The sequence below is a fragment of the Lentzea sp. NPDC037011 genome (genome assembly GCF_055607425.1).
On record NZ_JBVJRT010000010.1, the window covers coordinates 202620 to 225566 of the forward strand.

A 22947-nucleotide genomic window follows, 5' to 3' on the forward strand; every position below is an offset into this window, starting at 1 on the left:
GGTGCCTGTGAACGCGGTTCCTGTGGTGTGGTCTCATCATCATGCCGTTAACGATATATCGGAAGCTATCGCGATGCAACGGTCTTGTGTTGGCGAAGTTCGTGGGACACTGGATGTGCTATGACCTCGCTTCCCCTCGTCTTCGACGCGCCCAAGCGCGGCCTGCCGCCGCGCCACCTGGTCGACCTCACGCCCGCGCAACGCGCCGAGGCGGTGTCCGCCCTCGGTGAGAAGCCGTTCCGCGCCAAGCAGCTGTCGAACCACTACTTCAGCCGCCTGACCGTGGACCCGGCCGAGATGACCGACATCCCGGCCGCCACGCGCGACAAGCTCGTCGCCGACCTGATGCCGCCGCTGTTCACGGTCGTCCGCAAGGTCACCACCGACGAAGGCACGACCGCGAAGACGCTCCTGCGCGCACACGACGGCACGCTCATCGAGAGCGTCCTCATGCGCTACCCGGACCGCGCGACGCTGTGCATCTCCTCGCAGGCCGGCTGCGGCATGGCCTGCCCGTTCTGCGCGACCGGTCAGGGCGGTCTGCAGCGCAACCTGTCGACCGCGGAGATCGTGGACCAGGTGCGCCTGGGTGCCGCGGCGATGCGCGACGGCGAGCTGCCCGGTGGGCCCGGCCGGCTGTCGAACATCGTCTTCATGGGCATGGGCGAGCCGCTCGCGAACTACAAGCGCGTGATCGAGGCCGTGCACCGCATCACCGCGCCGGCGCCGGACGGGCTGGGCATCTCGCAGCGCACCGTCACCGTGTCGACGGTCGGACTGGTGCCCGCGATCAAGAAGCTGACCGAGGAGAAGCTGCAGGTCAGGCTTGCGGTGTCGCTGCACACGCCGGACGACGAGCTGCGCAACACGCTGGTGCCGGTCAACACCCGCTGGGACGTGGCCGAGGTCCTGGAGGCGGCCCGCGGGTACGCCGACCAGACCGGGCGCCGGGTCAGCATCGAGTACGCGCTGATCCGCGACATCAACGACCAGGGCTGGCGGGCCGACCTGCTCGGCAAGAAGCTGCGCAAGCACCTCGGGCAGCTCGTGCACGTGAACCTGATCCCGCTGAACCCGACGCCGGGCTCGAAGTGGGACGCGTCGCCGAAGCCGGTTGAACGGGAGTTCGTGCGGCGGGTGCGGGAGCAGGGTGTCGAGTGCACCGTGCGGGACACGCGCGGGCAGGAGATCGCGGCGGCCTGCGGTCAGCTCGCCGCTGAAGGCTGACCTGTCGGGCGGGCATGACCGCAACTACGAGCCTTTGAGTGCTAGCATTGACTGCAATGACAGCATTGGAGGTGGGTCATGGCGGTCCTCACGATCCGTGACTTCGACGAGAGCCTGAAGGCGAAGCTGAGAATTCGTGCGGCTGAACACGGCCGATCGATGGAAGCTGAGGTGCGTGCGATCCTCGCCGCTGTGTTGACCAAGTCCGACTCGGGGCCTGGTATGGGAACGAGGATTCGGCAACGCTTCACCGATATCGATGAAGTCTCGTTCGAACTGCCCCAGCGTGCTGAGTCGGCGCGAGCGGCGGAGTTTCCCGAGTGATCGTTCTTGACACCAACGTCGTTTCCGAACTCATGCGGCAGGTTCCGAACGACGAGGTGGTCCGCTGGGTGGATCGGTACCCGGCCGACGAAGTCTTCATCACCGCCGTCACAGCTGCCGAGCTCGCGTACGGCGTTGAGCGAATGCCGGACGGTCAACGTAAATCCGCGCTCGCGGTCAAGGTCTCAGAACTCCTGGCTGAGGATTTCCAGGGGCAGATCCTGCCGTTCGACGGCGTGGCGGCCACGTACTACGGCGAGATCGCAGCGGAACGCGAGGAACAAGGCTCCCCGATCAGCATGGCGGATGCGCAGATCGCCGCGATCTGCCGCCGCTTCGCGGCGTGCTTGGCCACCCGCAACATCGAGGACTTCGCAGACACGGGGATCACCTTGCTGAACCCGTGGCGCGACGCCGACTGACCGTGCGAGACACGCGGGCAGGAGATCGCCGCGGCCTGCGGCCCGCACGCCGCTCGGCCCGGACCGAGGTCTCGGCCAGGGCCTGGCCGGCAGCGTCGGAGGTCTACGGTTCCACCTCGGTCAAGGCCCCGGTGGCCACGTCGAACACGAAGCCTCGTACGGAGTCCTTGACCGGCACGAACGGGTTGCCGGTGATGCGCGCGATCGACTGGCGGACGTCCTCCTCCAGGTCGGCGAACGCCTCGGCGGCCCAGGGCGGCTTCACGCCGACGTCCTGCTGGATCGAGCGCTTGAAGTCGTCGTCGGTGAACGTCAGCATGCCGCAGTCGGTGTGGTGGATGAGGATGATCTCCCTCGTCCCGAGCAGCCGCTGGCTGATCGCGAGCGAGCGGATCTCGTCCTCGGTCACGACGCCGCCGGCGTTGCGGATCACGTGCGCCTCGCCCTCGTTCAGCCCGAGCACGCGGTAGACGTCGAGGCGCGCGTCCATGCACGCCACCACGGCGACCTGCTTCGAGGGCGGTAGGGGCAGAGGGCCGGAGAACTGGGCGGCGTAGGTGGCGTTGTGGGCGAGCAACTCGTCGGTCACCGACATGATCTGGTCCTTTCACCTGGACGTATGTCGATGAGCCAACTGCCGCATGCGCATACCTGCAACAGTGCCCATGGGCTGGGAATGGCTCCGCAGCAGAAAGAGCGGAGACCGATCAGGTCGGGGACAGACCACCTCGCGGACGCGACGGCTGCTGACCCCTCAACGGGTGGTGGCGGGCTCCAGGCCGACGGGCGCGGTGTTGTCGAACGTCTCGCGCGCCTCGGCGACCGAGTCGTAGTTCTGCTGCGCCCACACCCGCAGCGCCGCGAGCGGTTCGATCACGCTGCGGCCCAGTTCGGTGAGCTCGTACTCCACGCGCAACGGCACCGTGGGGTACACCGTGCGCGTGACGAGCCCGTCGCGTTCGAGCGCGCGCAACGTCTGCGTGAGCATCTTCTGGCTGATGCCCTCCAGTTCGCGCTTCATCTCGCCGAAGCGCACCGGCCCGTTCTCCATCGCGCCGATCGCCAGAGCCGTCCACTTCGACGCGACCATGTCCAGCAGGTCGCGGCACGGGCACATCTTCGAGTAAACGTTCCTGATCACGGATAGTTTCTACCAGGTACCTAGTGCACAAACTAGTGCCTGATTGCGAACGGTGACCAGGTCACGCAAGCTTGTGCACATGCGAGCGATCAGCCAGACCGAGTTCGGCGGACCAGAGGTCCTGACCCTCATCGACCTGCCCAAGCCCACGCCCGTTCCGACGGAGGTGCTGGTCAGGGTGCACGCGGTCGGCATCAACCCGGTCGACTGGAAGACCCGCGCCGGCGGTGGCATGGCCGGGTTGCAGACGTTTCCGCTCGTGCTGGGCTGGGACGTGTCCGGCGTGGTCGAGGAGGTCGGCTTCGGCGTCACGACCCTCAAGCCCGGTGACGAGGTCTACGGCATGCCGCGCTTCCCGCACGCCGCGAGCGGCTACGCCGAGTACGTCACCGCCCCGTCGCGCCACTTCGCGCGCAAGCCGCAGGGCCTCACCCACGTCGAGGCGGCCGCGCTGCCGCTCGCCGCGCTCACCGCGTGGCAGGTCCTGGCCGACACCGCCGACGTCCAGCCGGGGCAGAAGGTGCTGGTCACCGCGGCGGCCGGGGGAGTGGGGCACCTCGCGGTGCAGATCGCGAAGGCCCGCAGCGCGCACGTGATCGGGACGGCACGGGCGCAGAAGCACGCGTTCCTGAAGGACCTCGGCGTGGACGAGGTGGTCGACTACACGGTCGCCGAGTACGGGGGCCGCGACGTCGACGTGCTCGTCGACCTGGTCGGCGGCAGCTCGTCGGCACCGGTCAAGCCCGGTGGGCTCTTCGTCGGCGTGCCGTCGGGGGTCGCCGTCGGCCACCGCGACGACATCAGGACCAGCCCGATCCTCGTCGAGCCGGACCGCGCGGGCCTGGAGGCGATCACCGCGCTGGTCGAGTCCGGTGCGCTGCGGGTGCACGTCGACGCGACGTTCCCGCTGGAGGAGGCCGGACAAGCGCATGCCCTGGGCGAGAAGGGTCGCACCCGGGGCAAGCTCGTGCTGGAGGTCTGACGGGGGACTAGCGCCGCCAGGACGTCTTGCGGCGCGCCATGTCCCACACCAGCAGGGCGATGATCACCACGCCGGTGGCGACGAGGTAGATGTTCTCGATGCGACCGTGGTGGTTGCCGATCAGCATCAGGAAGCAGAAGATCGCGGAGAGCCAGCCGGCGATCCGGGTGCCCTTGGGCAGCGTGCCGTGCCAGCCCCACTCGTGCGACGGCTCCTCGTGAGGGTCGACGGCAGGACGCTTGTCCAGTTCCGAGGACGAAGCCACGGTTTCCTCCACTGCTCATCCGGTTACCTGGTCATCGTCGCACACGGGGACGCGCGCGGATGTGTGAGGTCGCGCGCGCACGCCTTATCAGCGGGGTCGTGCACCGTTACCGTTAGCGCGGCCCACCCGTCCCACCCTGCGAAGGCGCCACCGACTTGACCGGCTTCTCCCCCGCCGAGGGCTCCACCCCGGACACGTCCGCCCCCGTCGAGATCGGCCTGCACGGGGTGCGCAAGCGCTTCTCCGACCAGGTGGCGGTCGACGGGATCTCGCTCGACGTCCACGAGGGCGAGTTCTTCTCCGTGCTCGGCCCGTCCGGCTGCGGCAAGACCACGGTGCTGCGCATGATCGCCGGATTCGTCGACCCGGACGAGGGCCGCATCGAGCTCGACGGCAACGACATGGTGGGCGTCCCCCCGTACCGGCGGGACGTCAACACCGTCTTCCAGTCGTACGCGCTGTTCCCGCACATGTCCGTGTGGGACAACGTCGCCTACGGCCTCAAGCGCAAGAAGCTGCGCGGCGAGGAGCTGCGCAAGCGCGTCGGCGAGCACCTGGAGCTCGTGCGGCTGTCGCAGTTCGCGCAGCGCAGGCCCGCCCAGCTCTCCGGCGGCCAGCAGCAGCGCGTCGCCATCGCGCGGGCGCTGGCGGCCGGTCCGCAGCTGCTCCTGCTCGACGAACCGCTCGGCGCGCTCGACGCGAAGCTGCGCAAGGAGCTGCAGATCGAGCTGATGCGCATCCAGCGCGAGGTCGGCACGACGTTCCTCTACGTCACGCACGACCAGGAGGAGGCGCTGGTCCTCTCGCACCGCATCGCCGTGATGAACGCCGGCAAGATCGAGCAGGTCGGCTACCCCGAGGACGTCTACGAACGCCCCGCCACCCGGTTCGTCGCCGGGTTCATCGGCACGTCCAACATCCTGGACGCCGAGGTGTCCGGAGTGGACGGCGGCTTCGCCGAGCTGACCGCTCCCGGCGCCACCCGGTTGCGCGCGCGGCTGACCGGCAGCGCCGCCCACGGGCAGAAGGTCGCCGCGACCGTGCGCCCGGAGAAGGTGCACCTGTTCAACGAGACCGCGGAACCGCCCACGGGCTGGTGCGTGCTCCAGGGCGTGGTGCACGACGTCGTCTACACGGGCGTGTCGACCCAGTTCGTCGTGGACACCCCGGTGGGAGAGCTGGTGGCGTTCGTGCAGAACGCCCAGCGCATCGACGACGCGGGCGCGCCGGGACAACCGGTGCGGATGGCGTGGGACCCCGAGTTCACCGTGCTGCTGGAGAAGGCTGATGACTGACAAGAACGTCCGGATCGCCCGTCTGTGGGACAACGACTCAGCGCGGGTGACCCGGCGCACGATGCTGGGCTCGATGACGTTCTTCGCGCTGGCCGCCTGCGGTGTCGGTGAGGCGCCGACGACCGGCGGTGCCACCTCGGCCGCGGCGAAGGCCAAGAACCTGAAGGACGAGCTCAAGCTCAACTTCTACAACTGGACCGACTACATCGCGAAGGACACCCTGCCGGGCTTCCAGACCGCGACCGGCATCCAGGTCACCTACGACAACTTCTCCACCAACGACGAGATGGAAGCCAAGATCGCTTCCGGCTCCGCGGGCTACGACCTGGTGGTGCCGTCGGACAACTTCCTGCGCCGGTTCCTGCGCTCGGGCCTGCTGCAGCCGCTGGACCACTCGTCGCTGCCGAACCTGAAGAACCTGGAGAAGCGGTTCGTCGAGGCCGACTACGACGCCGGCAACAGGTACTCGGTGCCGTGGGCGTGGGGCACGACCGGTCTCGCGTACTCGAAGTCGCAGATCGGCGGCGACGTCACCGGGTTCTCCGCCTACGACCTGCCGAACGCGCAGGGCCGCAGCACGATCCTCGACGAAGCGCGCGACGGCATGGCGCTGGGCCTCCTCAAGCTCGGTCACGACCCGAACACCACCGACGCGAAGCAGATCGACGACGCGGCGAACTTCCTGCTGTCGTTGAAGAAGAAGCTCGGCCAGATCACCTCCGACGTGATCGAGCCGCTCACCTCCGGCCAGGTGCGGCTGGCGCAGGCCTACTCCGGTGACGCGTTCCAGGCGCGTGAGACCAGCGAGGACGTGGCGTACGCCATCCCGTCCGAGGGCGGACTGTCCTACGTGGACCTGCTGGTCATCCCGAAGGACGCGCCGCACGCCGAGAACGCGCACCGGTTCATCGACTACATCCTCGGTGCCGAGACCGGCGCCGCGCTGTCCAACGCCGTGCGCTACGGCAGCCCGAACGCGGCCGCCAAGCCGTTGATCGACAAGGAGCTGCTGGACGACCCGCTGGTCTACCCGTCGGAGGAGCAGCTGAAGAAGCTGCCGTTCACCAAGGACCTCGGTGGTGACGTCGAGGCGCGGTACGCCGACGCCTGGACGAAGGTCAAGACCGGCTGACCGGCTGGCTCAGCATCCCCCTGATCAGCACCGACTCGCGGAACGTCGCCGGACCCGCCAGCCGCAGGTCCGGCGCCGCACGCGCGATCGCGCGGAACGCGACCTCGCCCTCCAGCCGCGCGAGCGCCGCGCCCAGGCAGTAGTGGAGGCCGCTGGAGAACGCCAGGTGCTCCGGCTGCTGCACCCGCATCACGTCGAAGCGGTGCGGCTCCGGGTAGACCCGCGGGTCCCGGTTCGCGGCGGCGAGGAGCAGGTGGACGCCCTCGTCCACGCCGATCTCCTCACCCAGCAACGTGACCGGCTCGTGCGCGAGCCGGGTGGTGAACTGCACGGGCGGCGCCCAGCGCAGCGTCTCCTCGACCACGTCGGGCGCGATGCCGGGGTGCGCTGTGAAGAACGCCCACTGCGCCGGGTGGTCGAGCAACGCGCGCACGCCGTTGCCGATCAGGTTGACCGTCGTCTCGAAGCCCGCGATGAGCAACAGCACCAGCGTGCTCAGCAACTCCGGCACGGTGAGCTCCTGCTCCGCCTCCGCGGCCACGAGCGAGCTGATCACGTCGTCGCCGGGCCGCGTCCTGCGTTCGGCGATGAGCCGCTCGAACAACGCGAAGACCCGGTCGTCGGCCTTGTCCTTCTCGGGGGAGACCCTGCCGTCGAACGACTCCGCGACGAGGCGGCCGTAGTGCGCGAAGTCGCCGGTGTCGGCGTCCGGGATGCCGAGCAGCTCGCTGATCACGGCGATCGGCAGCGGTTGCGCGAAGTCGCTCATCAGGTCGAACTCGGTATCGGCCCGGTCGAGCAGCGCGCCGGCGACCTCCTCGACCCGCGGCCGGTACCCGTCGATCTTCTTCGGGCTGAACGCGGGCGCGGCCAGCCTGCGCAACCGGGTGTGGTCGGGCGGGTCCAGCTCCAGGAACGACCCGGACAGCACGTTCGGCGTGCCCGGATAGGTGCCGTTGGCGTATCGCACGCCGAAGCGGCGGTCGCGCAGGATCTTGTTCACCAGCGAGTGGCTGGTCGTGGTCCACAGGCCGCCGTCGCGCGTCAGCGGTCCCCGTGCGCGGATCCGTTCGTAGATCGGATGCGGGTCTTCATGGCCGTTCAGCTGCTCCAGCACCGCTTACCCCCTTGCCGGGAAGCGACTGCGGCATGTGGTCCTGCCGACAACCTTGACCACCACGGTACGGGAGCGGGCACGTGGCAGGATGTGCGCTCGTGCTCCGACGCTGGCTGAAGGCCAACGCCCTGCTCACGCCCACCGGGCTGTGGCTGGGAATTTTCCTGATCGCACCGCTCGCGCTCGTCGTCCAGTTCAGCTTCGCGACGCGGGACACCGGCGTGGCCCGCGCGGTGCTGCCGTGGACGACGCAGGCCTACCTGACGGCGCTGGACCCGGCGTTCCTGCCGATCTTCGGGCGGACGCTGGTCTACGCGGTGGCGACGACGGTCGCGTGCCTGCTGCTCGGGTTCCCGCTGGCGTGGTTCATCGCGCGGCACGGCGGCCGGTACCGGACGGCGTTGCTGGCGGCGGTGCTGATCCCGTTCTGGTCGAGCTACCTCGCGCGGATCTACGCGTGGAAGGCGCTGCTCGACGGGGAGGGCCTGGTCAACACCGTGCTCGGCTGGGTGGGGCTCGACCGCGACGGCGGCTTCCTGCTCACGCACGGCGCGGTGGTCCTCGGGCTCACCTACGGGTTCCTGCCGTTCATGGTGCTGCCGCTCTACGTGGCGTGCGAGCGGTTCGACTTCCGGCTGGTGGAGGCGTCGTACGACCTCGGGCACGGGCGGGTGTCGACGTTCTTCCGGATCGTGCTGCCGGGCGTGCTCACCGGCGTGCTGGCCGGGTCGTTGCTGGTCCTGGTGCCCTCGGCGGGCGACTTCGTCACGCCGAAGCTGCTCGGCGGGGTCGACCAGTCGACGTTCGGGTCGGTGATCGACGACCAGTTCCGCGGCGGTAACAACTGGCCGCTGGGGTCGGCGATGGCGGTGCTGCTGCTCGTGCTGGTGGTGCTCGTGCTCGTGTTGCGCGGGCGGCGTGGGGAGGACGTGCTGTGAACCGTCGGCCGTGGGCGCTCGGTGCGGTCGCTCTGCTCGTGTTCGTGTTCCTGTACGCGCCGATCGTGTGGCTCGCCATCGCGTCGTTCAACTCCTCGCGGTCGTTGTCGCGCATCAGCGGCGTGTCGACGCGGTGGTACGAGGAGCTGTTCCGCGACACCCGCGTGTTGGAGTCGTTGCAGCTGACGCTCCAGCTGGCGTTGGCGTCCGCGGTGATCTCGACGGTCATCGGCACGTTGGCGGCCTTCGGGTTGCGGCGCGCGTTCCCCGGTCGTGGGCTGTGGACGGTCTTGCTGTCGTTGCCGCTCGTGGTGCCCGAGGTCGTCATGGGTGTGGCGATGCTGGGGTTCTTCGTGAAGCTTGCCGGAATCCCGCTCGGGTTCGGGGCGCTGCTGCTCGCGCACGTGGCGTTCTCGCTCAGCTTCGTCGTCGTCGTGGTGCGGTCGCGGGTGTCCGGGATGGACGTCCGGCTGGAGGAGGCCGCGGCCGACCTCGGGGCGTCGCCGTTCGTGGCGTTCCGGACCGTGACGCTGCCGCTGGTCGCGCCCGCGGTGGTGGCGGGTGCGGCGTTCGCGTTCCTGCTGTCGTTCGACGACGTGGTGATCTCGTCGTACCTGACCGGTGTCGGGTCGACGACGCTGCCGGTGTTCGTCTACGCGCAGGCCTCGAAGCGGGGCATCTCGCCGGAGGTCGTGGCGCTGTCGACGTTGATGGTGGCGGCCACGGCCCTGCTGCTGATCATCGGTGTGGTGCTCGCGTCGTGGCGGGCGCGGAGGGCCGGGTCCACCGCGCAGCTGGTCTGAGGGTCAACTTTCGTCGCGGGAAACCGATACTCCAGCGTGCCGCGCGGTGGTGGGACGTCTCGTAGCTTGGACCGCGTGACTACTGCTGTGCGGGCCAGGGCCGAGGCGTTCGTCGCCGACAACCTGGCGCGGTTCAGGGCGCTGACGCCCGTGCGGGTCGCCGGGGACGTGCTCGTCGCGGTCGCCGTCGTCCTGCTGGACCTCTGGCCCGGCCCGTGGGCCGAGCAGCGGGTGACGGGCTGGCTGCTCGCCGCCTACTTCGCCGTCTACCTGGTGCTCCTGCCGCTGCGGCACGCGCTGCCCGCGACGGTGATGATCGCGGCCGCGGCGATCCCGTTCATCGGGGCGGCGCTGATGGTGGTGCTGAGCTACACGGCCGGCCGCCGGATCGAGTCGTGGGTCAAGGCGGTGGTGTCGACGGCGATCACGTTCGTCGTCGTGGTGCTGCTGTGGGACTGGGACGCACGGCCGCTGGAGATCGAACCCGTCTACGGCATGCTCATCCTGATCACGATCTTCGGCGTGGCCGTGGCGCTGCCGTTCCTCGTCGGCCGCTACCTCGCCCAGCGCGAGGCGCTCGTGCAGGCCATGCAGGACCGCGAGGCGCGGATGCGCGGCGAACACCGGTTGCTGTCGCGGCAGGTGCGCCTGCGCGAACGCAGCCGCATCGCCCAGGACATGCACGACAGCCTCGGCCACCGCCTGTCGCTGATCTCCGTGCACGCCGGCGCGCTGGCGCTGGACCCGTCGCTGGGGGAGAAGCAGCGCGAGGCGATCGGCGTGCTGCGCTCAGCGGCGTTGACCGGAATGGGCGAGCTGCGGTCGATCATCGGGGTGCTGCGCGCGGAAGACGGCCCCGACGACGACCCCGCGACACGCACAGCGGAGTCCATCGACTCGTTGGTGGCCGACGCGCGCAAGGCAGGCGTGCTCGTCAGCCTGGTCCGTGGCGGGCAAGCGCACCCGTTGCCGTCCCGTGTCTCTCACGCCGCCTATCGCGTCGCACAGGAAGGCCTCACGAACGCGGCCAAGCACGCGCCTGGAGCGGCCGTGCAGGTGACGGTGAAGTACGAGCCGGACGCACTCGTCGTGGAGGTGCGCAACAACCCGTCCCGCAACGGTTCATCGACCGGTGAGCCGGGCGTCGGCCTGATCGGTCTCAGCGAACGCGTGCGCGTTGCCGGCGGCATCTTGCACGTGGGCGCGCTACCGTCCGGTGGCTTCCGCATCGCCGCCGTGCTGCCGTACGAGGAAGCCCCGCTCCCCGACGACCCCGAGGACGAGCAGGAGGAGACCCAGTCACCCGGCCGCCTGCGCAAGTGGGCCGGCATCGGCTCCATCGCGGGCGCGTCCCTGGTGCTGTCCGTCATCATCGGCGGCTTCACCTACCTCGGCGCGCAGCCGGTCACCGAGGTCGTGTCGGAGCAGACCCTCGACAGCATCTCGGTGGGCCAGCCGGAGCCCGACGTGATGGCCCTGCTGCCCGCGGGTGACGAACCCCTGGTCGGCGACGGCGAACGCCGCTCCCAGGCCACCCCCGAGCCACCCGGCTCCCGGTGCGTCTACCACATCACCGACGAGCAGTCGTACCTCGCGAAGGGCACCCGGGTGGTGCGTTTCTGCTTCAAGGACGGCAAGCTGGTCGAGAAGAAGATCCACGTCCAGAGGAACGAGCCATGATCCGGGTGCTCATCGCCGACGACGAGCCGTTGATGCGCGCGGGCATCAAGGCCATCCTCGGCACCGCCGACGACATCGAGCTGGTGGCGGAGGCCGGCGACGGCCGCGAGGCCGTGCAGATCGTGCGCGAACGCCGCGTCGACGTGGCCGTGCTCGACATCCGCATGCCCCGCATGGACGGCCTTGCCTGCGCGCGCGAACTGCGCGTCGTGGCACCGTCCGTGCGCGTCGTCATGCTCACGACCTTCGGCGAGGACGAGAACATCGTGCGCGCGCTGTCCGACGGCGCGGCTGGGTTCCTCTTGAAGGACTCGGCGCCCGAGGAGCTGTTGCGCGCCGTGCGCGCGGTGCACAACGGCGAGGCCTATCTGTCACCCATGGTCACGTCACGGGTCGTCGGCATGGTCGCGACCTCCGGGCAGCCGAAGCGGCAGGAGGCGCAGAAGGCCGTCGCGGGGCTGACCGAGCGCGAGGTCGAGGTGCTGGCGCTGCTGGGGCAGGGGATGTCCAACGCGGACGTCGGGGCCAAGCTGCACATGTCCGAGGCGACGGTGAAGACGTACGTGTCGCGGTTGCTGGCCAAGCTGGGGCTGACGAACCGGGTGCAGGCGGCACTGCTGGCACGCGATGCGGGCCTGGCGGGATAGTCCGCTCCCGGCACGCCGCGCGAGCGGGCGCAAGCGATTGCGGCTGAGTCCGGCCTGGTTGCGGGTTCGCGACCAGCTTCCCGGCGAACCCGCCGCGCGAGCGAAGCGAGCGCCAAACAACACGAAGGGGCCGTTCGGGTGTCACCCGAACGGCCCCAAACGTCATGTGCGCCTACACGCGGCTTCGTCGCCCCGTCACGAGGCGGTAGATGCCGAGCAGGATCAACGATCCGACGATGGCGAGCAGCCACGTGCGCAGATCGAAGAACGTACCGAGGTCGGTCCCGAAGAGCGCCGATCCGATGAATCCACCGAGGATCGCGCCCACGATGCCGAGCAGCATCGTGATGATGATTCCGCCGGGGTCCTTCCCCGGCATGACGGCCTTCGCGATGGCTCCGGCCAACAGGCCGAGCACGATCCATCCAAGGATGCCCACGGAAAGTCTCCTTCCATCTGCCTGACGCGGACGGAATGCCCCCGAACTGGCGACTTCACACCTCCAAAACCACTCCGTTATCAAAGTAGCGGGCTGTGCCGGGCTCTCAGGCACTCTCCGGAACAATGAGGGGCGATGAGTACTCCACGCACTGTCCTGATCCTGGGCTCGACCGGCTCCGTCGGCACCCAGGCGCTCGACGTCATCCGCCGCAACCGCGACCAGTTCAGGGTGGTCGGGCTCGGTGCGGGTGGACGTCAGCTTGACCTGCTCGCGGAGCAGGCAGCCGAGTTCGGCGTGCCCGTCGTGGCGGTGGCCAGCGGTGCCCAGGTGCCCGGTGTCAAGACGTTGACCAGCATGGTCGACCTGATCGAGGCGTGCCCCGCGGACGTCGTCCTCAACGGGATGGACGGGTCGCGCGGGCTCGAGCCGTCGCTGAAGGCGCTGGAGTCCGGCGCGACGCTGGCGCTCGCGAACAAGGAGTCGCTCATCGCGGGCGGGCCCCTCGTGCTGAAGGCGGCCAAGCCGGACCAGATCGTCCCCGTCGACTCCGAGCACTCGGCCCTGGCCCAGTGCCTGCGCGGTGGCGCGGCGCACGAGGTGCACAAGCTGGTGCTGACGGCGTCCGGCGGGCCGTTCCGCGGGAAGACCCGCGCCGAGCTCGCGGACGTCAGCGTCGGGCAGGCGATGGCGCACCCGACGTGGTCGATGGGCCAGGTCGTCACGATCAACTCGGCGAACCTCGTCAACAAGGGGCTGGAGCTGATCGAGGCGCACCTGCTGTTCAAGGTGCCCTACGACCGCATCGACGTGGTGGTGCACCCGCAGTCGGTGATTCACTCGATGGTGACGTTCACAGACGGCTCTACACTCGCGCAGGCCTCGCCGCCTGACATGCGGCTTCCCATCTCGCTCGGTCTCAGTTGGCCCGACCGCGTGGCCGGTGCCGCACCCGCCTGTACCTTTGACAACGCCACCTCGTGGACGTTCGAGCCGCTGGACGACGTCACGTTCCCGGCGGTCGAGCTCGCGCGGCAGGCGGGCGGTGCGGGCGGGTGTCTGCCCGCGATCTACAACGCAGCGAACGAGGAGGCCCTCGCAGCTTTCGTCGCGGGTGCGACGTCGTTCCTGTCCATCGTCGACACCATCGGCCAAGTCGTCGGCGAGGCGGGCGACTGGCAGAGTGACCCCGCCGATGTGGCGGAGGTCCTCGCCGCCGAGGACTGGGCACGCGCACGCGCCCGCGAGCTGGTCGGAAGGAACTGAACGTCACCGTGAACACATTCATCAACATCCTCGGGGTGCTGTTGTTCGCGTTCGGCATCGCGGTCTCGATCGCGCTGCACGAGTTCGGGCACCTGCTGACCGCCAAGGCCTTCGGCATGAAGGTCACGCGCTACTTCATCGGGTTCGGCCCGAAGCTCTTCTCGTTCCGCAAGGGCGAGACCGAGTACGGCCTGAAGGCGATCCCGGCCGGTGGCTTCTGCGAGATCACCGGCATGACGGCGCTGGAGGAGGTGCACCCGGACGACCGCAAGCGCGCGTTCTACAACCAGAAGGTGTGGAAGCGCGTCGTCGTGCTGTCGGCGGGCTCCATCACGCACTTCATCCTCGGCTTCATCATCCTGCTGGTCCTCGCGATGTCGCTGGGCCTGCCGAACAACAAGGGCCTCCCGGTGCTGCAGGAGGTCACGCCGTGCGTGCCGGTCGCGAACGTCACCGACGGCTCGTGCCCGTCCGGCTCGCCCGCACCCGCCAGGAACGCCGGCCTGCAGCCCGGTGACGAGATCGTCGCGATCGCCGGCCAGCAGACGCCGACGTGGCCGGACATGCAGCGGGTCACCCGCGAGCGCACCGGCCCGACCGAGTTCAAGATCCTGCGCGACGGCAAGGAGATGACGGTCACCGTCGACGTGGCCAAGGTCACCCGGACCCTCACCGACGGCAAGGGCGGCAAGGAGACCAAGGAGATCGGCGCGATCGGCGTGCTGCCGAAGGAGTCGTTCACCTACGGGCCGGTCGAGGCCGTCCCGGCGGCCGTGGCGTTCACCGGCGACATGTTCGTGAACACCTGGAAGGGCCTCATGCGCTTCCCCGAGCGCATCCCGGCCGTGGTCAAGGCCATCGGCGGCGGCGAACGCGACCTGGACACCCCCATCTCCGTCGTCGGTGCCTCCCGCTTGGGCGGTGACGCGGCCGAGCGCGGGCTGTGGGCGTTCTTCGTGCTCATGCTCGCGGGTCTGAACTTCTTCGTGGGTGTGTTCAACCTCCTGCCGCTGCTGCCGCTTGACGGTGGTCACATCGCCGTCAACCTCTACGAACGGGTGCGAGACTGGGTGAGGAAGCTGCGCGGGAAACCCGCCGGCGCCCCGGTCAACTACATGCGCCTGCTGCCGCTCACCTACGTGGTCATCTTCCTCGGCGGCGCCATCACGCTGCTGACCGTGACCGCCGACATCGTCAACCCGATCAGGTTGCAGTGACTTACGGAAAGGTGCACAACCCATGAGTGACGGCGTGATGCTCGGAATGCCGGCACTGCCGCCGCCGGTGCTGTCGGAACGTCGCAAGACCAGGCAGCTGATGGTGGGCAACGTCGGTGTCGGCAGCGAGTTCCCCGTCTCCGTCCAGTCGATGACGACGACGCTCACGTCGGACGTGAACGCGACGCTCCAGCAGATCGCTGAGCTCACCGCGGCCGGCTGTGACATCGTGCGCGTCGCCTGCCCGTCTCAGGACGACGCGGACGCGCTGCCCGCCATCGCCAGGAAGTCGCAGATCCCGGTGATCGCGGACATCCACTTCCAGCCGAAGTACGTGTTCGCCGCCATCGAGGCCGGGTGCGCCGCCGTGCGCGTCAACCCCGGCAACATCCGCAAGTTCGACGACCAGGTGAAGGAGATCGCGGCCGCCGCCAAGGACCACGGCACCCCGATCCGCATCGGCGTCAACGCGGGTTCGCTCGACCCGCGGCTGCTGCAGAAGTACGGCAAGGCGACCCCGGAGGCGCTGGCTGAGTCGGCGATGTGGGAGGCCTCGCTCTTCGCGGAGCACGACTTCCACGACATCAAGATCTCGGTCAAGCACAACGACCCGGTCGTCATGATCCGCGCCTACGAGCTGCTGGCCGAGCAGTGCGACTACCCCCTGCACCTCGGCGTGACGGAGGCCGGTCCCGCGTTCCAGGGCACCATCAAGTCGGCCGTGGCCTTCGGCGCGCTGCTGCGGCAGGGCATCGGCGACACGATCCGGGTGTCGCTGAGCGCACCGCCGGTCGAGGAGATCAAGGTCGGCCACCAGATCCTCCAGTCGCTCAACCTGCGCCCGCGCAAGCTGGAGATCGTGTCCTGCCCGTCCTGCGGCCGCGCCCAGGTCGACGTCTACACCCTCGCCGAGCAGGTCACGGCCGGTCTCGAGGGCATGGAGGTCCCCCTGCGCGTCGCCGTCATGGGCTGCGTCGTGAACGGCCCCGGCGAGGCCCGCGAGGCCGACCTGGGCGTCGCGTCGGGCAACGGCAAGGGCCAGATCTTCGTGAAGGGCAAGGTCATCAAGACCGTGCCCGAGCACGCGATCGTGGAGACGCTGATCGAGGAGGCGATGCGCCTCGCCGAGGAGATGGAGCCCGTCGAGGGCGGCACTCCGGCGGTCACGGTCGGCTGACGGCGTCTGCGAGCACCCCCAACTCAACATCAACAGGCTCGTGACCGCACCCAACCAGTTCGGCGATCGTCGAACTAGTTGGGTGTGGTCATGAGCGGAACGATCATGAGTTGGGGGTACTCGCAGTGCGGTCAGTCACGATCAGGCCGCACTGTTGGCTGATCCCACACGCGCGGCAAATCTGGCACGCTGGATGACGTGCTGAGGCTGGCCGGAGCGCGCGTGCTCGACGAGCGCGACCTGATCGACGTGCGCGGGGTGCTCGACAGCGACCCCGTGGCCGCGTGCATGGTCGCGGCAAGGGTGGAGACCGCCGGTCTCGACCCGTGGCGCCTCGGGGGCGAGATGTGGGGGTCGGACGCCCGGCCGATGCGCGGCAAGGTCGACGGCCTGTGCTTCTCCGGGCCGAACCTCATCCCGCTGCGGGGCAGCCCCAGCGCCATCCGCATGTTCGCGGACCGGGCGCGCAGGAGGGGCCGCATGTGCTCCAGCCTGGTCGGACCGGCCGAGCAGGTGCTGACGCTGTGGGACGAGCTGCAGAGCGACTGGGGACCGGCCCGCGAGGTGCGCGGTGACCAGCCGCTGATGGCGCTCAGCCGGACCCCCGACGTCGCGCCGGACCCGATGGTGCGGCAGGTCAGGCCCAGCGAGCTCAACCGGTACCTGCCGGCCGCGATCGCCATGTTCATCGAAGAGGTCGGCATCGACCCGTGCGCGGAGGACGGCGGCGCGGGCTACCGGGCCCGCGTGAGCGAGCTGATCGCGGCGGGGAGGGCGTTCGCCCGGTTCGAGGGCGGCGAGGTCGTCTTCAAGGCCGAGATCGGGGCCATGTCGAAGCGGGTCGGGCAGATCCAGGGGGTCTGGGTGCGACCGGAACGGCGGGGTGAGGGGCTCGGAACGGCGGGAACGGCGGCGGTGGCCAGCCGGCTCGTGCACCACCTGGACCGCACGGCGAGCCTCTACGTCAACGGCTACAACCACGTGGCGCAGGCCGCCTACCGGCGGATCGGGTTCGAACAGGTCGGGCAGTACGCCACGGTCCTCTTCTGAAACGGGCATACTCGCGGCCGTGCGACTTCTGGCGATGACCACGGCGGTCCTGGTGGCGGTGAGCGGCTGCGGGCTGTTCGAGGACGAACCCGGCGCTCCGGAGATCACCGGCGACTTCCTGGGCAAGCTCGCCTCCGGTGACGTGCAGGGCGCGGCGAACCTGACCGACAACCCCGCCGACGCCAAGGAGACCCTGGAGAAGTTCCGCGGTGCGCTCAAGCCGGAGAAGCTGACCAGCAAGGTCGACCAGATCCGCAACAACGGCGACACGGCGGCCGAGGCGTCGGTCTCGCTCGACTGGGACCTCGGCAAGGGGCGGCACTGGTCGTACCCGACGAAGTTCGAGGTCCGGCGGGAGGGCGACGCCTGGAAGGTGCGCTGGGCCACGTCGGTGCCGCATCCCAAGCTCGCTCCACAGCAGACCGTCAAGCTCACCGAGCTCAGGCCCGACCCCGCGCCGGTGCTCGACCGCGACGGGACGCCGCTGCTCTCGCCGGAACGGGTCGTGTCGGTGCTGCTGGTGCCCAAGGAGGCCGGTGACGTCGCCGCCGTCGCGAGGGCGCTGGGGGAGGCGCTGAACCCGCTCGACAAGGCGATCACCCAGCAGTCCATCACCGACGGCGCGGCCAAGACGCCGGAGGGGCAGGCCTACCAGGTCGCGGCGCTGCGGGACCCGGACTACCAGTCCGTGAAGCCGAAGATCTACGAGCTGCCCGGCGTGCGGTTCAGCTCGCAGACCTCACTGCTCGCACCCAGCCGCACGTTCGGTTCGCAGGTGCTGCCCGCGATCCGCAAGGCCGTCGAGGACGAGATCGCGGGCCACACCGGCTTCCGCGTCGCCACGGTCAACGCGCAGGGCGCCGAGGTCGACGAGCTGCACCAGCAGGCACCCGAGCCGGCGAAGGCGATCGGCACCGCGCTGTCGCGGATCGTGCAGACCGCCGCGGAGGACGCCGTCGAGCCGCTGCAGCAGCCCACGATGCTCGTCGCGCTCCAGCCGTCCACCGGTGACGTCCTGGCCGTCGCGCAGAACGAGGCCGCCGACGCGCAGGGGGCGCTGGCGCTGACCGGCCGCTTCCCGCCGGGGTCGACGTTCAAGGCCGTGACGGCGCTCGCCGCTGTCCAGTCCGGTCAGGCCACCGCCGACACCCCGCTGCCGTGTCCCGGCAAGACCACCATCGCGGGCCGCCGGGTCGTGCCGAACTCGAACGAGTTCGAGAAGGGCACCATCCCGCTGCGCTCGGCGTTCGCGTTCTCCTGCAACACCACGTTCGCGCAGCTCGCCGTCGACATGCCGGCCGACCTGCTCACGAACACCGCGCTGTCGCTCGGCCTGGGCGTCGACTTCGACATCCAGGGCCTCACCACGATCACCGGCTCGCTGCCGCCGGCGCAGGACGTCGTGGAACGCGCGGAGGACGCGTTCGGCCAGGGCAAGGTGCTGGCCTCGCCGTTCGGCATGGCGCTGGTGTCCGCGTCCATCGTGAAGGGGTCCATGCCGACGCCGCAGCTGGTGCGCGGCAAGGAGACGAAGGCCGACAAGCAGCCCGCCCCGCCCACGGCGCTCGACCCGGTGCGGCAGATGATGCGCGAGGTCGTCGACTACGGCACCGCACCACAGCTCAAGCCGTACGGGGACGTGCGGGGCAAGACCGGTACCGCCCAGTTCGGCGACGGCGTGCACTCACACGGGTGGTTCATGGGGTACCGGGGTGATCTCGCGTTCGCGACCCTGGTGCTCAGCGGGGAGACCTCCACCCCGGCGGTGGACGTCGCTGCGCGGTTCCTCCAGGCGGTGCCGTGATGAGCCCTGACGACCTCTCCGCGCTGCGGGAACGCCTGCTCCGCGCGGAACGGCAGTGGCCGCACGTGCAGGACCAGGTCCGAGGCGGTTCCGTCGTCGCCCAGTAGGGTGGAGACCATGGCTGTTCGTGCTCCGCTGCAACCCGGTGTGCAATCTCCACGTCGTCCGGTGCCGTCACGCATCGTTCGCCCCGAGTACGTCGACAAGCCCGCGCCGACGCGCGGCAACGACCCGTGGGTGCAGACGCCGGAGATCATCGAGGCCATGCGGGTCGCGGGCAGGCTCGCCGCCCAGGCGCTGCAGGAGGCCGGCAAGGTCGTCGTCCCCGGCGTCACGACGGACGAGATCGACGCGGTGGCGCACGAGTTCCTGTGCGACAACGGCGCGTACCCCTCGACGCTGGGCTACCGGGGCTTCCCGAAGTCGTGCTGCACCTCGCTGAACGAGGTCATCTGCCACGGCATCCCGGACTCGACGGTGGTCGAGGACGGCGACATCGTGAACATCGACGTGACGGCGTTCATCGGCGGCGTGCACGGCGACACGAACGCGACCTTCCTCGCGGGCGACGTCTCCGAGGAGGCCAAGCTGCTCGTCGAGCGCACGCACGAGGCGACCATGCGCGCGATCAAGGCCGTGAAGCCGGGCCGGGAGATCAACGTCATCGGCCGCGTCATCGAGGCGTACGCGAACCGCTTCGGCTACGGCGTGGTCCGCGACTTCACCGGCCACGGCATCGGCCGCGACTTCCACAGCGGCCTCGTGGTGCTGCACTACGACGAGCCGTCGATGAAGACCGTGCTCGAACCGGGCATGACGTTCACGATCGAGCCGATGATCACGCTCGGCGGCTTCGAGCACGACATGTGGGACGACGGCTGGACCGTCACCACCCAGGACAAGAGCTGGACCGCCCAGTTCGAGCACACCATCGTCGTCACCGAGACCGGCTCGGAGATCCTCACAGTCTGCTGAGGACGGCCTTGAGCGCGGCCGCGACCGCCGAGGGCGACGTCGCGGCCGCCAGGTGGTGCGACTCGACGCGCTCGACCGGCCAGCCGAGCTTCTCGGCCGCGTCCGCCGCGTCCTCGTAGACCGCCGACAGCAGCACGTACCCGCACGGTCCGTCCCACTCCACGACCGGCCGCTGCTCCTTCAGGAACTCCCACGCCACCTCGGGCGCCTCGTCGCGCATCTCCCCGCGCAGCTCAGCGGGCACCAGCGTCAGCGGGTCGGTGTCGAACCAGCGGTCCCAGCGGGGCAGCTTGCCGTCGCGCACCGACGCCTTGACCTGGCTGACCAGCGCCGGGTCGACGGTGTCGCGCCACGCCCTGCCCGGCGTCGGCAGGTCGGAGTCGAGGAACACCAGCCCCGCCACCTCGGTCTCCAGCGCGTCGGCGAACCCCGGCAGCAACGGACCTGCGCCGCTGTGCCCGACCAGCACCAGCGGTCCGGCGACACCCGAGTCCTCCAGCGCGTCCGCGAACGCGCCGATCAGCCGCTGGTGCACCGGGGCCTCGTTCACCGTCATCTGCAGGTCCACCAGGAGCACCGCCACCCCGTCTGAGGCCAGTTCGTCGGCGAGCGGACGCATGCTCGACGGGCCTAGGAAAGGGCTGTGCATGAGCACGACGGTGACCATGCCCGTGATGATGGCAGCATTGGCGTCCATGCGGGGTGCGATGTTGATCTGTGGGACGACCTCGGACGCGGGCAAGAGCGTCCTGGTCGCCGGACTGTGCCGGTTCCTGGCGCGGCAGGGTGTCGACGTCGTGCCGTTCAAGGCGCAGAACATGTCCAACAACTCGTTCGTCACGCTCGACGGCGGCGAGATCGGCCGTGCGCAGGCGGTGCAGGCGCGGGCGGCGTTCAAGGAGCCGAGCGTGCGCTTCAACCCCGTGCTGCTGAAGCCGGGCAGCGACCGCACGTCCCAGGTGGTGGTGCTCGGCGAGGCGCGGGGCGAGGTCTCGGCGCTGAGCTACCGCGAGCGCAAGCAGGAGCTGCTCGGCACCGTGCTGTCCACTTTGGACGGACTGCGGCGCGACCACGAGGTCGTGGTCTGCGAGGGCGCCGGTTCACCGGCCGAGATCAACCTGCGCCGCAACGACATCGCGAACATGGGCCTGGCCACCCGCGCCGGACTGCCCGTGCTCGTCGTCGGTGACATCGACCGCGGTGGTGTCCTCGCTCACCTCTTCGGCACGGTGGCGGTGCTGGACGCGGCGGACCAGGCGCTGGTCGCGGGGTTCGTGGTGAACAAGTTCCGCGGCGACCCGCGCCTGCTCGAACCCGGGCTGCACCAGCTCCGCCACCTCACCGGGCGGCCGGTGCTGGGCGTGCTGCCGTGGCGGGAGGAGCTGTGGCTCGACGCGGAGGACTCGCTGTCCTACACCGCGGACGGCGTGATCGGCCGGCCGCTGCCACCGGTGCGCGACTGGCTGCGGGTCGCGGTGGTCAGGCTGCCGCGCATCTCGAACGCCACCGACGTCGAGGCGCTGGCCTGCGAACCCGGTGTGTCCGTGCGGTTCGTCACCGAGCCGTCCCGGCTGGCGGACGCGGACCTGGTGGTGCTGCCCGGTTCCAAGGCGACCGTGTCGGACCTGCGCTGGTTGCGGGAAACGGGCCTGGCCGAGGCGGTCTCGCGGTTCGACGGCCCGGTCCTCGGCATCTGCGGCGGGTTCCAGATGCTGTCCCGGCGCATCGAGGACGACGTCGAGTCCGGTGACGGTGCGGTCGACGGGCTCGGCCTGCTCGACGTCGACGTCCGCTTCGCCGCGCGCAAGACCCTGGCCAGGCCGTCGGACGTGGCGTGGGGCGAGCCGGTCACGGGCTACGAGATCCACCACGGCCAGGTCGTGCGCAGCGGGGAACGCCCGCTCGTCGGTGACGAGGGCGCCGAGACCGACCGCGTCCTGGGCACGCACTGGCACGGCCTGCTGGAGAACGACGGGTTCCGCCGCCGGTTCCTGCGGTGGGCGGCGGACCGGTCGGGGCGCGACTTCGTGCCGGGCGAGGTGAGCTTCCAGGCCGCCCGCGAGGCCCAGCTCGACCTGCTGGGCGACCTGGTCGCCGACCACCTCGACACGAAGGCCGTCACCGACCTGCTGGAACGAGGGGTTCCGGCGGGACTGCCGTTCGTGCCGCCCGGCGCCCCACCAGCTGCGGGATAGCGAGCCCCGCCAGCACCAGCCCACCGGCCGCCGCGCGGACGGCCGTCAGGTCCTCGCCCAGGAACGCCCACGCCGAGAACATCCCGAACACCGGCACCAGCAACGAGAACGGCGCGACGACGGACGACTCGTAGCGGCGCAGCAGGAACCCCCAGATCCCGAACCCGAGCAGCGTCGAGACCCACGCGACGTACCCGATCGCGCCCACGCCCGCCCAGTCCATGCGGCCCAGCGCGCTCATGTCCTCGGTGAGCGCCGACAGCGCGAACAGCGGCAGCACCGCCACCGCGCTCACCCACACCATGAACCGCAACGTGTCCGCGGGCCGCGCGTAGCGCATCAGCACGTTGGACACGCCCCAGCACGCCGCGGCCGCGATCACCAGCACGAACCCGAGCAGCGGTGACGACAGCCCGTAGTCCCACGCGATGATCCCCATGCCCGCCACCGCGAGCGCGATGCCGGTGACCTGCACGGGTCTGGGCCGCTCGCGCAGCACGACCGCCGCGAACACCGCCGTGAAGATCACCTGGCTCTGCAGCACCAGGCTCGACAACCCGCCGGGCATGCCCGCGTGCAGGCCGATGAACAGGAAGCTGAACTTCGCGACGCCGAGCACAAGCCCGACCGCCACCACCCACTTCCACGCGACGCTCGGCCGGCCCACGAAGAAGATCGCCGGCACCGCCGCGGCGAGGAAGCGCAGCGCGGAGAACAGGATCGGCGGGAACTCGTCGAGACCCACCTTGAGCACGACGAAGTTGAAGCCCCAGATGGCGGCGACCAGCACGGCGAGCAGGACGTGGCGTGGGTTCACGCTGCCCAGCGTGCGCCGCACGACTGTTTAGCAC

General features: G+C 69.8%; 24 protein-coding genes. 17 read left to right on the plus strand and 7 right to left on the minus strand.

All coding sequences use genetic code 11. The annotated features are described in order from the left end of the window. The first annotated feature begins 120 nt into the window (after positions 1 to 120). The 3 genes from rlmN (at position 121) to ACZ7CH_RS29400 (ending at position 1973) form a co-directional block, all read left to right on the plus strand. On the plus strand, positions 121 to 1227 hold the full coding sequence (gene rlmN / locus ACZ7CH_RS29390) for a dual-specificity RNA methyltransferase RlmN (protein ID WP_360390929.1): 1107 nt from the start codon (positions 121 to 123) through the stop codon (positions 1225 to 1227). 78 nt (positions 1228 to 1305) lie between these two features. After that, on the plus strand, positions 1306 to 1551 hold the full coding sequence (locus ACZ7CH_RS29395; protein ID WP_470370767.1) for a FitA-like ribbon-helix-helix domain-containing protein: 246 nt from the start codon (positions 1306 to 1308) through the stop codon (positions 1549 to 1551). Next, positions 1548 to 1973, plus strand: a complete 426-nt coding sequence (locus ACZ7CH_RS29400; RefSeq protein WP_470375429.1) for a PIN domain-containing protein — start codon at positions 1548 to 1550, stop codon at positions 1971 to 1973. Before ACZ7CH_RS29395 ends, ACZ7CH_RS29400 begins: the two co-directional genes overlap by 4 nt. Before the next feature lie 103 nt (positions 1974 to 2076). Here ACZ7CH_RS29400 and ACZ7CH_RS29405 read toward each other — a convergent pair whose 3' ends face one another. Then, positions 2077 to 2568: a beta-class carbonic anhydrase gene (locus tag ACZ7CH_RS29405; protein WP_360390923.1), complete on the minus strand. Its 492-nt coding sequence runs from the start codon at positions 2566 to 2568 to the stop codon at positions 2077 to 2079. A gap of 159 nt (positions 2569 to 2727) precedes the next feature. Continuing rightward, positions 2728 to 3090, minus strand: coding sequence for a winged helix-turn-helix transcriptional regulator (locus tag ACZ7CH_RS29410; RefSeq protein WP_458434327.1), 363 nt, complete (start codon positions 3088 to 3090; stop codon positions 2728 to 2730). A gap of 103 nt (positions 3091 to 3193) precedes the next feature. Between ACZ7CH_RS29410 and ACZ7CH_RS29415 the strand changes: the two genes are divergently transcribed. Next, on the plus strand, positions 3194 to 4096 hold the full coding sequence (locus tag ACZ7CH_RS29415) for an NADP-dependent oxidoreductase (RefSeq protein WP_470375430.1): 903 nt from the start codon (positions 3194 to 3196) through the stop codon (positions 4094 to 4096). A 7-nt stretch (positions 4097 to 4103) separates the two neighbouring features. Here the strand turns inward: ACZ7CH_RS29415 and ACZ7CH_RS29420 are convergent, their stop codons facing one another. Beyond that, the gene (locus ACZ7CH_RS29420) at positions 4104 to 4361 is read right to left on the minus strand and encodes a DUF2631 domain-containing protein (RefSeq protein ID WP_360390916.1); all 258 of its coding nucleotides are present in this window, start codon (positions 4359 to 4361) and stop codon (positions 4104 to 4106) included. Between the two features lie 155 nt (positions 4362 to 4516). On the opposite strand from ACZ7CH_RS29420, the gene ACZ7CH_RS29425 reads away from it, so the two are divergent. Both ACZ7CH_RS29425 and ACZ7CH_RS29430 read left to right on the plus strand, forming a co-directional pair. Beyond that, positions 4517 to 5656 (plus strand): ABC transporter ATP-binding protein, encoded by a 1140-nt coding sequence (locus ACZ7CH_RS29425; RefSeq protein ID WP_360390914.1) that lies wholly within the window; start codon positions 4517 to 4519, stop codon positions 5654 to 5656. Then, complete coding sequence (locus ACZ7CH_RS29430) at positions 5649 to 6788, plus strand: ABC transporter substrate-binding protein (RefSeq protein ID WP_470375431.1); 1140 nt, start codon at positions 5649 to 5651, stop codon at positions 6786 to 6788. The genes ACZ7CH_RS29425 and ACZ7CH_RS29430 overlap by 8 nt, the downstream gene beginning before the upstream one ends. Here ACZ7CH_RS29430 and ACZ7CH_RS29435 read toward each other — a convergent pair. Then, entirely contained in the window at positions 6775 to 7905 is a 1131-nt protein-coding gene (locus ACZ7CH_RS29435) for a cytochrome P450 (RefSeq protein WP_470375432.1), read from the minus strand. The genes ACZ7CH_RS29430 and ACZ7CH_RS29435 overlap by 14 nt on opposite strands. 98 nt (positions 7906 to 8003) lie before the next feature. Here ACZ7CH_RS29435 and ACZ7CH_RS29440 point away from each other — a divergent pair, with 98 nt between their 5' ends. From ACZ7CH_RS29440 to ACZ7CH_RS29455, 4 genes are all read left to right on the plus strand, one after another. Further along, positions 8004 to 8843 carry an ABC transporter permease gene (locus ACZ7CH_RS29440; protein WP_360390905.1) on the plus strand — a complete coding sequence of 280 codons (840 nt, stop codon included), beginning with the start codon at positions 8004 to 8006 and terminating at the stop codon, positions 8841 to 8843. After that, positions 8840 to 9646 (plus strand): ABC transporter permease, encoded by an 807-nt coding sequence (locus ACZ7CH_RS29445; RefSeq protein ID WP_360390903.1) that lies wholly within the window; start codon positions 8840 to 8842, stop codon positions 9644 to 9646. Before ACZ7CH_RS29440 ends, ACZ7CH_RS29445 begins: the two co-directional genes overlap by 4 nt. Before the next feature lie 75 nt (positions 9647 to 9721). After that, positions 9722 to 11326 carry a sensor histidine kinase gene (locus ACZ7CH_RS29450; protein ID WP_470375433.1) on the plus strand — a complete coding sequence of 535 codons (1605 nt, stop codon included), beginning with the start codon at positions 9722 to 9724 and terminating at the stop codon, positions 11324 to 11326. Further along, a complete protein-coding gene (locus ACZ7CH_RS29455; RefSeq protein WP_470370761.1) occupies positions 11323 to 11973 on the plus strand; it encodes a response regulator in 651 nt (216 codons plus the stop codon). Before ACZ7CH_RS29450 ends, ACZ7CH_RS29455 begins: the two co-directional genes overlap by 4 nt. Before the next feature lie 172 nt (positions 11974 to 12145). Here the strand turns inward: ACZ7CH_RS29455 and ACZ7CH_RS29460 are convergent, their stop codons facing one another. After that, positions 12146 to 12412 (minus strand): GlsB/YeaQ/YmgE family stress response membrane protein, encoded by a 267-nt coding sequence (locus tag ACZ7CH_RS29460; protein WP_360390895.1) that lies wholly within the window; start codon positions 12410 to 12412, stop codon positions 12146 to 12148. Positions 12413 to 12547: 135 nt separating this feature from the next. Here ACZ7CH_RS29460 and dxr point away from each other — a divergent pair, with 135 nt between their 5' ends. The 6 genes from dxr (at position 12548) to map (ending at position 19901) form a co-directional block, all read left to right on the plus strand. Continuing rightward, complete coding sequence (gene dxr / locus ACZ7CH_RS29465; protein ID WP_360390893.1) at positions 12548 to 13678, plus strand: 1-deoxy-D-xylulose-5-phosphate reductoisomerase; 1131 nt, start codon at positions 12548 to 12550, stop codon at positions 13676 to 13678. 8 nt (positions 13679 to 13686) lie between these two features. Further along, complete coding sequence (locus ACZ7CH_RS29470; protein WP_360390891.1) at positions 13687 to 14895, plus strand: M50 family metallopeptidase; 1209 nt, start codon at positions 13687 to 13689, stop codon at positions 14893 to 14895. A 46-nt stretch (positions 14896 to 14941) separates the two neighbouring features. Continuing rightward, a complete protein-coding gene (gene ispG, locus ACZ7CH_RS29475; protein WP_360391496.1) occupies positions 14942 to 16072 on the plus strand; it encodes a flavodoxin-dependent (E)-4-hydroxy-3-methylbut-2-enyl-diphosphate synthase in 1131 nt (376 codons plus the stop codon). A gap of 198 nt (positions 16073 to 16270) precedes the next feature. Further along, positions 16271 to 17122 carry a GNAT family N-acetyltransferase gene (locus tag ACZ7CH_RS29480; RefSeq protein WP_470375434.1) on the plus strand — a complete coding sequence of 284 codons (852 nt, stop codon included), beginning with the start codon at positions 16271 to 16273 and terminating at the stop codon, positions 17120 to 17122. A 19-nt stretch (positions 17123 to 17141) separates the two neighbouring features. Then, the gene (locus ACZ7CH_RS29485; protein ID WP_458430631.1) at positions 17142 to 18926 is read left to right on the plus strand and encodes a penicillin-binding transpeptidase domain-containing protein; all 1785 of its coding nucleotides are present in this window, start codon (positions 17142 to 17144) and stop codon (positions 18924 to 18926) included. 117 nt (positions 18927 to 19043) lie between these two features. Beyond that, positions 19044 to 19901: a type I methionyl aminopeptidase gene (gene map, locus ACZ7CH_RS29490; RefSeq protein ID WP_360390883.1), complete on the plus strand. Its 858-nt coding sequence runs from the start codon at positions 19044 to 19046 to the stop codon at positions 19899 to 19901. On the opposite strand, the gene ACZ7CH_RS29495 is transcribed toward map, so the two are convergent. Beyond that, positions 19888 to 20598, minus strand: a complete 711-nt coding sequence (locus ACZ7CH_RS29495) for an alpha/beta fold hydrolase (protein ID WP_458430632.1) — start codon at positions 20596 to 20598, stop codon at positions 19888 to 19890. The genes map and ACZ7CH_RS29495 overlap by 14 nt on opposite strands. Between ACZ7CH_RS29495 and ACZ7CH_RS29500 the strand changes: the two genes are divergently transcribed. After that, entirely contained in the window at positions 20597 to 22096 is a 1500-nt protein-coding gene (locus ACZ7CH_RS29500; protein ID WP_458434328.1) for a cobyric acid synthase, read from the plus strand. The two genes, ACZ7CH_RS29495 and ACZ7CH_RS29500, sit on opposite strands and share 2 nt — an antisense overlap. Here ACZ7CH_RS29500 and ACZ7CH_RS29505 read toward each other — a convergent pair. Further along, a complete protein-coding gene (locus ACZ7CH_RS29505; RefSeq protein WP_360390878.1) occupies positions 22020 to 22913 on the minus strand; it encodes an EamA family transporter in 894 nt (297 codons plus the stop codon). The two genes, ACZ7CH_RS29500 and ACZ7CH_RS29505, sit on opposite strands and share 77 nt — an antisense overlap. Between the last annotated feature and the right edge of the window lie 34 nt (positions 22914 to 22947).

Excerpts from the sequence above, each read along its gene's own strand:
- ACZ7CH_RS29415 (WP_470375430.1), top strand. The coding sequence starts at position 3,194 with ATGCGAGCGATCAGCCAGACCGAGTTCGGCGGACCAGAGGTCCTGACC.
- ACZ7CH_RS29455 (WP_470370761.1), top strand. The coding sequence starts at position 11,323 with ATGATCCGGGTGCTCATCGCCGACGACGAGCCGTTGATGCGCGCGGGC.
- ACZ7CH_RS29495 (WP_458430632.1), bottom strand. The coding sequence starts at position 20,598 with ATGGACGCCAATGCTGCCATCATCACGGGCATGGTCACCGTCGTGCTC.
- ACZ7CH_RS29410 (WP_458434327.1), bottom strand. The coding sequence starts at position 3,090 with ATGTGCCCGTGCCGCGACCTGCTGGACATGGTCGCGTCGAAGTGGACG.
- ACZ7CH_RS29430 (WP_470375431.1), top strand. The coding sequence starts at position 5,649 with ATGACTGACAAGAACGTCCGGATCGCCCGTCTGTGGGACAACGACTCA.
- dxr (WP_360390893.1), top strand. The coding sequence starts at position 12,548 with ATGAGTACTCCACGCACTGTCCTGATCCTGGGCTCGACCGGCTCCGTC.
- ispG (WP_360391496.1), top strand. The coding sequence starts at position 14,942 with ATGCCGGCACTGCCGCCGCCGGTGCTGTCGGAACGTCGCAAGACCAGG.
- ACZ7CH_RS29500 (WP_458434328.1), top strand. The coding sequence starts at position 20,597 with ATGCGGGGTGCGATGTTGATCTGTGGGACGACCTCGGACGCGGGCAAG.
- rlmN (WP_360390929.1), top strand. The coding sequence starts at position 121 with ATGACCTCGCTTCCCCTCGTCTTCGACGCGCCCAAGCGCGGCCTGCCG.
- ACZ7CH_RS29405 (WP_360390923.1), bottom strand. The coding sequence starts at position 2,568 with ATGTCGGTGACCGACGAGTTGCTCGCCCACAACGCCACCTACGCCGCC.
- ACZ7CH_RS29395 (WP_470370767.1), top strand. The coding sequence starts at position 1,306 with ATGGCGGTCCTCACGATCCGTGACTTCGACGAGAGCCTGAAGGCGAAG.
- map (WP_360390883.1), top strand. The coding sequence starts at position 19,044 with ATGGCTGTTCGTGCTCCGCTGCAACCCGGTGTGCAATCTCCACGTCGT.